The sequence below is a fragment of the Actinophytocola sp. genome (genome assembly GCF_049647105.1).
Taxonomy (GTDB): Bacteria; Actinomycetota; Actinomycetes; order Mycobacteriales; family Pseudonocardiaceae; genus Actinophytocola.
This window is the reverse complement of sequence record NZ_JBARWZ010000132.1, coordinates 1-5,963: the sequence shown is the minus strand read 5'-3', so window position 1 is coordinate 5,963 and position 5,963 is coordinate 1. Positions and strand designations below refer to the sequence as shown.

Below are 5,963 nucleotides of genomic sequence, written 5' to 3'. Positions count from 1 at the left end.
TGTTCGCCGCGGCGTGGGACGAGGTGTGTTCGCGGTTCGACCGGGTTCCGGTCGACGACGAGTTGTTGTTGAACCGGACGGATGGTGCGCAGGCGGCGATCTTCGCGCTTGAGGTTGCGTTGTTCCGGTTGCTGGAGTCTTGGGGGTTGCGGCCGGATTACCTTCTGGGGCACTCGATTGGTGAGCTTGTCGCCGCGCATGTCGCCGGGGTGTTGTCCTTGGATGACGCTTGCACGTTGGTGGCGGCTCGTGGTCGGTTGATGGCCGCGTTGCCGTCCGGTGGGGCGATGCTGGCCGCCGAAGTGTCCGAAGAGGACGTTCCGGCGGGCATTGACGTCGCGGCGGTGAACGGTCCTTCGTCGATCGTGGTTTCTGGTGCCGAGGAAGAGATTTCGGCACTGGAGGAGCGGTGGCGGTCGGAAGGTCGCCGGGTGAAGCGGCTGGTGGTGTCGCACGCCTTCCATTCGAAGCTGATGGAGCCGATGCTGGCGGAGTTCGCCACCGTCGCGGAATCCTTGACGTACAACGAACCCCGGATTCCGTTGCCGGGTGCGGTGACCGATCCGGCGTACTGGGTGCGGCAGGTTCGGGACACCGTGCGGTTCGCCGACGCGGTGCGCGCGGCCAGGGAGTCGGGGGTCACCCGGTTCGTCGAGCTGGGCCCCGACGCCGTGCTCACCGCGCACGTCGAGGACGCCGTCCCGGTGCTGCGCCGCGACCGGGACGAGCCGACCGCGCTGCTCACCGCCCTGGCGCACGCCTGGGTGCGCGGCGCGACACTCGACTGGGGCCGCGTCGTGCCCGCCGGACGCGTGGCCGACCTGCCCACCTACCCATTCCAGCACGAGCGGTTCTGGCTGGCACCCGGCCATCCGGTCTTGGCGGACGCCGACCCCGCCGAGCGGCGGTTCTGGGCCGCCGTCGAGTCCGGCGATGCCGGTGCGGTCGCTGACACCCTCGGGCTACCCGACGACGACCACCTCCACGCCGTCCTGCCCGCCCTGTCCGGCTGGCGCAGGGACCGCAAGGAACAAACCGCCATCGACACCTGGCGCTACCGCGAAACCTGGCAGCCGGTCACCGTCCCCGCCGCTGTCCCGGAAGGGACCTGGCTGGTCGTCGGCGACACCGCCGTCGCCGACGCCCTCCGCTCGGCGGGCATGGACGTCGTGCACGCCACCGAACCGGTCCCGGGGGACTGGGCGGGCATCGTGTCCACTGTGGACGTCACCGCCGCGCTCGGGTTGCTGGCAGGCGACCACGCGCCACTGTGGGCCGTGACGCGAGGTGCGGTGTCGGTGGGCCGGTCCGACCCGCTCACCAACCCGGACGGCGCCATGATCTGGGGCCTCGGCCGGGTCGCCGCGCTGGAACAGCAGGCGAGTTGGGGCGGTCTGATCGACCTTCCCGGCCTGCTCGACACCAGGACGGCGACCCGCATGGCCGCGGTACTGGCCTCGGGTGACGAGGACCAGGTGGCGATCCGCGACTCCGGCGTGTTCGGCCGCAGGCTGCGCCACGCCGAACCGGCGCGGGGCCCGGTCACGCCGTGGACCCCGTCCGGCCCGGTGCTGATCACCGGCGGCACCGGGGCACTCGGCGCCCACGCCGCCCGCTGGCTCGCCGGCCGCGGCGCGACCGAAATCGTGCTGGCCAGCCGCTCCGGCCCGGCCGCGGCCGGTGACCTGGTCGACGAACTGACGGCGCTCGGCGCCACCGCGGTCGTGGTCGCCTGCGACGTGGCCGACCGGGACGCCCTGGCGGCGTTGCTGGCCGACCACCCCGTCACCGCCGTCGTCCACGCAGCGGGGACCGACGACAGCGCCCCGCTGACCGAACTGACCCCCGAGGCGTTCACCACCGCGATCCGCGCGAAGGTGCTCGGCGCCCGCCACCTGGACGAACTGCTGCCCGACGCCGACGCGTTCGTGCTGTTCTCCTCGATCGCGGGGGTGTGGGGCAGTGGCGGCCAGGCCGCCTACTCCGCCGCCAACGCCTACCTCGACGCACTCGCCCGCCACCGAGTCACCCACGGCCGCGCCGCGACCGCGCTCGCCTGGGGGCCGTGGGCCGGGACCGGCATGGCCGCGGGCGAGGCCGCCGACCGGCTGCGCCGCAGGGGACTGCGGCCCATGCCGCCCGAACGGGCCGTGGCCGCACTCGCGCACGCCGTCGACACCGGCGAGACCTGCGTGACCGTCGCCGACGTCGACTGGACCCGGTTCGCCGCCGTGTTCACCGCGACCCGGCGAAGCGCGCTGCTCACCGCACTCGCCCCGCCCGCCGGGCAGGCACCGGCCACCAGCCCCGGCGTGACCGACCTGCCCGACCTGGTGCGCCGCGCCGTCGCGGCCGTCCTCGGGCACGCCGACCCCGCGTCCTTCTCCGCCGCCACCCCGTTCGCCGACCTGGGTTTCGACTCGCTGACCGCCGTCGACCTGCGCAACCGGCTGGCCCGCGCCACCGGCGTCGACCTGCCTGCCGCCGTCGTCTTCGACCACCCCAACGCCGCCGCCCTCGCAGGCCACCTGGCCGCCCGGCTCGGCCGCACCGCCACCACGGCCCCACCGGCCGCCGTGGCACGTGACCACGACGACCCCATCGCCATCGTCGCGATGGCGTGCAGGCTGCCCGGCGGCGTCGCCTCGCCGGCGGATCTGTGGCGGCTGGTCAGCACCGGCGGCGACGCCATCGGCGGGTTCCCGGCCGACCGCGGCTGGGACACCGCAGGGCTCGACCCGTCCGTCGCCCGCCTCGGCGGCTTCCTCGCCGACGCCACCGACTTCGACGCCGACCTGTTCGGCATCTCCCCGCGCGAGGCCACCGCCATGGACCCGCAGCAGCGGGTGCTGCTCGAAACGGGCTGGGAGCTGTTCGAACGGGCCGGGATCGCCCCGGACGCGTTGCGGGGCAGCAGGACCGGCGTGTTCGTCGGCGCCTCCCAGTCCGGCTACGGCACCACCGGCGGCGTGTCCGCCGACCTCGCGGGCCACCTGATCACCGGCAGCGCCACCAGCGTCGTCTCCGGCAGGCTCGCATACACGTTCGGTCTGGAAGGGCCGGTCATCACGGTCGACACGGCCTGCTCGTCGTCGCTGGTCGCACTGCACCTGGCCGCGAAGGCGTTGCGGGACGGCGAATGCGACCTCGCGGTCGCGGGCGGTGTCGCCGTGCTGGCGACCCCGGTCGGATTCGCCGAGTTCGGCAGGCAGGGCGGGCTGGCCGCCGACGGGCGGTGCAAGGCGTTCGCCGAGGACGCCGACGGCACCGGCTGGTCGGAGGGCGTCGCCGTGCTGCTGGTCGAGCGGCTGTCCGACGCGCGACGCAACGGGCACGACGTGCTCGCCGTCGTGCGCGGCACCGCGGTCAACGCCGACGGCGCGTCGAACGGGCTGACCGCACCCAACGGGCCAGCACAGCAGCGGGTCATCCGCGACGCACTGGCGGACGCGGGTCTCGCACCGTCCGATGTGGACGCGGTGGAGGCGCACGGCACGGGCACCGCGCTCGGCGACCCGATCGAGGCCGCCGCGTTGCTCGCCGCCTACGGGCAGGACCGTGCGGAACCGCTGTGGCTTGGGTCGCTCAAGTCGAACATCGGCCACACCCAGGCCGCGTCCGGCATCGCCGGGGTCGTCAAGATCGTCGAGGCGATGCGGCACGGGACCCTGCCGAGGACCCTGCACGCCGACCGGCCGACCTCGCGCGTCGACTGGTCGGCCGGGGCGGTGTCGCTGCTGGCGGCACCCCGCGCGTGGGCGCCGGGCGAGCGGCCGCGCCGGGCCGGTGTGTCGTCGTTCGGGATCAGCGGCACCAACGCACACGTCGTCATCGAGTCCGTCGACACCGTGCCCGCCCCGCCGGTCCACAGTGGACCAGCCGGTCCGGTGCCGCTGGTGCTGTCGGCGAGGACCCCGGCCGCGTTGCGGGCACAGGCGGAACGGTTGCGGACCGCCGACGGGCTCCAGCCGGTGGACGTCGCCTACACGATGGCGGGCCGGGCCGCGCTCGACCACCGGGCCGTCGTGTTCGACGCCGCCGGCCTTGCTGCGCTCGCCGATGGCCGCGCATCCGGGAACGGTCACCATGGCACGGCAGGGCACGGCAGGCTCGCGTTCCTGTTCGCCGGGCAGGGGGCGCAGCGGCCGGGGATGGGCCGGGAGCTGTACGACGCGTTCCCGGTGTTCGCCGACGCGCTCGACGCGGTGTGCGCGCGGTTCGACACCGAACTCGACCTGCCGTTGCGGACCGTCCTGTTCGACGAGTCAGCGGAGCCGCTGGCGCGGACCGAGTACACGCAGGCGGCGATGTTCGCCTACGAGGTCGCGTTGTTCCGGCTGCTCGACTCGTGGGGCATGCGACCGGAGCTGCTGCTCGGCCACTCCGTCGGCGAGATCGCCGCCGCGCACGTCGCTGGCGTGTTCTCACTGGACGACGCGTGCGTGCTGGTGTCGGCGCGCGGCCGGTTGATGGCCGCCCTGCCGCCGGGCGGGGCGATGCTCGCGGTCGAGGCCGGGGAGACCGACGCCGCCGCCATGATCGCCGGGCACGAGCACGCCGTCGGCATCGCCGCCGTCAACGGACCCCGGTCGGTCGTGCTCTCGGGAGACGCGGAGGTGCTCGCCGAGCTGCCGACGGCGGGGCACCGGACCACGTGGCTGAAGGTGTCCCATGCCTTCCACTCACCGCGCATGGACGCGATGCTGGACGACTTCGCCTCGGTCGTCGCCGGTCTCGAGCTGCGCCGGCCGACGATGCCGGTCCTGTCCAACGAGACCGGTGCGGTCGCCGATCCCGAGCTGATCGCCACTCCAGGGTACTGGGTGCGGCACGTCCGGTCCGCCGTCCGCTTCGCCGACGGCGTCGCGGCCCTGCGGGACGCGGGTGCGACGACCTTCCTGGAGCTCGGACCCGACGGGGTGCTGTCGGCGATGGCCGCGCGGTGCGTGGACGTCGCCGCGATCCCGGCGCAGCGTGCCGGGAAACCCCAGGTGCAGGCACTGCTCGACGCCGTGGCCGCGGCCTGCGTGCGGGGTGTGACGGTCGACTGGACGCCGCTGCTCGCGGGCTGGGGCGGCAGGCGCGTGCCGTTGCCCACCTACCCGTTCCAGCGCAGCCGTTACTGGCCCGCACCTGCCGCACCGGCCGTCGACCAGGAAGAGGCCGGGTTCTGGGCCGCCGTCGACTCCGGTGACGTCGACGCGGTCGCGCGGACCCTGCGCACCGAACCCGACGGCATGGACCGGGTACTGCGTGCCCTTTCGGCATGGCGCGGCACCCGGCACGTCCGGTCCATTGTGGACGGATGGCGGTACCGGGTCGAGTGGCGGCCCGTGCCCGTCGCGGACGCAACGCTGTCCGGGACGTGGCTGACGATCGGGTGCGACGACGCCGTCGGGCAGGCACTGCGGAACGCGGGCGCTGCTGTCGTCGCCGTCGGCTCGGTGGCGGAGGCGTCCGGTGACTGGGCCGGGGTGCTGGCCGACGTCGCCGCCGGGGAACTCCCCGCCGTGCTGCGCGCCGGTCTTGGTGGCCGGGTGTGGGCGGTGACCAGGGGTGCGGTGGATGGTGCGTTGGTGTGGGGTCTTGGCCGGGTCGCGGCGTTGGAGTTGCCGGAGCGGTGGGGTGGGTTGGTTGATCTGCCCGAGGTGCTGGACGAGCGGGCTGCCGCTGGGTTGGCCGGGGTGCTGGCGGATGGGCGTGAGGATCAGGTCGCTGTCCGGGAGTCCGGTGTGGTCGCCCGTCGTTTGGTGCGGGCGCCGGTGGGGGACGCCGCGGATGAGTGGGTGCCGTCTGGTGCGGTGTTGGTGACGGGTGGGACTGGTGGGTTGGGTGCGCATGTTGCGCGGTGGTTGGCTGGGCGTGGTGTGCGTCGTTTGGTGTTGGTGAGTCGGCGTGGTGTGGAGGCGCCGGGTGCTGCCGAGTTGGTCGCGGAGTTGGCTGGGCTTGGTGCTGAGGCTGTG

Annotated in this window: 2 protein-coding genes; one reads left to right on the top strand and one right to left on the bottom strand. The window is 74.0% G+C overall.

All coding sequences use genetic code 11. The features are described 5' to 3' along the window. Nucleotides 1-200 (bottom strand): hypothetical protein (locus WBA97_RS16010; protein ID WP_424231608.1); only part of this gene is annotated, 200 nt, incomplete at its 3' end. On the opposite strand from WBA97_RS16010, the gene WBA97_RS16005 reads away from it, so the two are divergent. Then, a partial coding sequence (locus WBA97_RS16005) for an SDR family NAD(P)-dependent oxidoreductase (protein ID WP_424231607.1) occupies nucleotides 120-5,963 on the top strand: 5,844 nt, incomplete at its 3' end. The two genes, WBA97_RS16010 and WBA97_RS16005, sit on opposite strands and share 81 nt — an antisense overlap.